This window comes from Streptomyces niveiscabiei, assembly GCF_001419795.1.
Lineage (GTDB): Bacteria > Actinomycetota > Actinomycetes > Streptomycetales > Streptomycetaceae > Streptomyces > Streptomyces niveiscabiei.
Genome location: NZ_LIRL01001178.1, coordinates 1 through 1,679 on the forward strand (window position 1 = coordinate 1; position 1,679 = coordinate 1,679).

The following is a 1,679-nucleotide window of genomic DNA, read 5'->3' on the forward strand; positions in this document are numbered from 1 at the left end:
ACGCCTCCGGACGGCCCCCGCCCCGGCGCGGCGCGGGGGCCGTCCGGAGGCGTGCGCGTCGGCGGCGAGGCCCAGGGAGCCCAGCGAGACGGCCGCCACGGTGGCGCCCCCGCCGGTCATGAATGCGCGACGCAGCACGTCGCTCTCCTCGTGGTCGTGGTGCGTGTCGTACGGGTCCTGCGTGTCATACGAATGACCCGCCGCGCGCGGTTCATCCGCCCCCCGCGCGCACGCGGTGGTGTGTACGGGGCTCGGGATGTGCGCGCGGGGCGCGTTGCCGGGGTCGCGCGCCCCGCGTCCGCGTACGGACGCGCGGGGGGCGAAACCCAGGTCGGCGAGCGTGCGGCCGGGGAACATGTGCAGGAACACCCGTTCGTACGCGTAGTTGGGGCAGCGGATCTCGCCCGCTTCGACCCGCCCGATGTAGCGCGCGTCACAGCTGACCCGCTCCCCGATCTCCCGCGCGGCGCGCCGCACCAGGGCGGCGAACTCGGCGGGCGAGCGCTGTCCGCGCAGGCGCCGGAAAGCGTGGTTGGGGCGTGCGGGCCGGTCGGGACGGGGCGGGGTCACCGTTGACGACGCCATGGCCGGGTCCTCTCGTGCGAACCGTCGAACCATGCCGGTTTCAGGGAGAATTGACCGAGTAAAGCCCTGTATCGGGCTGTAACGGCCGTATCCAACTGTTTCCGGCGGGCAAGAACGTACCTGCTGTTCCGGGGTCGCCACACAGGATTTGGCTACAAACCGGATATCTCATGCGCGATCTGCCATGAAGTGCCATCCTTTGCGGCTGATATCCGCCGTAGCCGTTGACGCGGTGGCGCGTTGAACGCTGTGGACTGCAATCGGGCTGCGCGGTGGAGGCCGGCATGGAGACCAGCCAGAGCAACGACCCCTGTACGACGCCGTCGGCGGCGCCGTGCGATCTCGTGACGGTGCCGACGCGCCAGGGCCTGGAGGCGGTCGACATCCTCCGCCGCGGCGCCTGCGACGCGGTCGGCCCCGTCCTGCACGACGACGACGGCCGCACCCTCGGCTTCCTCGTCCCGCCCGGCACGGCGGCTGCCTGGGACGTCCCGGGCAGCACCTGCACGGAGACGAACGGCCGGGGCCTGCGCCTCACCCCCGAACCCCCCGTCGAGGGCTCCGACTGGCTCCTGCCGCCCGGCGGCAGGGACCTCGCGACGGACCCCGCGCAGCTGCGCCGGGCGCTGGGGGAGGCGGCGCGGCTCATCGAGGCGGCGGACAGTTGCCGGTGAACGGCCATTGGGGGAGGGGAAACGGTCCTTCAGGGAGCGCTTGGCCCCTCCCGGGGCCGACAGGGAGCGCCCAGCCCCTCCCGGGGCCGAGTTATCCACAGGCCGGGCGGTGGCGGCGGCACGTGTCGGCCCGGGCTGCGAGGATGGGGGCATGGCGAAGGGCAAGGGCGGTCGGCGGGGCGACGGCGAGGGTGTGGTCGAGGAGGTCGACGGCGGGGTCGCGCGGCTCGTGCCCGACCGGGACCGTACGCGGGCGTGGACGCTGCTGATCGACGGGGCCCCGCAGTCGCACGTGGACCTCGACGACCCGCGGTTCCTGTCGTTCGAGTACCAGCGCAGGCTCGGGCACGTCATCGACCTCGTCGCGCCGCCGGGCAAGCCGATCCACGCCGTGCACCTCGGCGGCGCGACGAGGTCGAT

Annotated in this window: 1 protein-coding gene and 2 pseudogenes; 2 read left to right on the forward strand and 1 reads right to left on the reverse strand. The window is 73.5% G+C overall.

What is annotated here, in order from left to right; genetic code table 11:
- Positions 1-585, reverse strand: a pseudogene (locus AOK24_RS41685) (hypothetical protein); the annotation flags it as partial.
- Between the two features lie 284 nt (positions 586-869).
- On the opposite strand from AOK24_RS41685, the gene AOK24_RS41690 reads away from it, so the two are divergent.
- Both AOK24_RS41690 and AOK24_RS41695 read left to right on the forward strand, forming a co-directional pair.
- A complete protein-coding gene (locus AOK24_RS41690) occupies positions 870-1,259 on the forward strand; it encodes a hypothetical protein (protein WP_055725090.1) in 390 nt (129 codons plus the stop codon).
- A gap of 151 nt (positions 1,260-1,410) precedes the next feature.
- Positions 1,411-1,679: pseudogene (locus tag AOK24_RS41695) on the forward strand (spermine synthase); the annotation flags it as partial.

Excerpts from the sequence above, each read along its gene's own strand:
- AOK24_RS41690 (WP_055725090.1), top strand. The coding sequence starts at position 870 with ATGGAGACCAGCCAGAGCAACGACCCCTGTACGACGCCGTCGGCGGCG.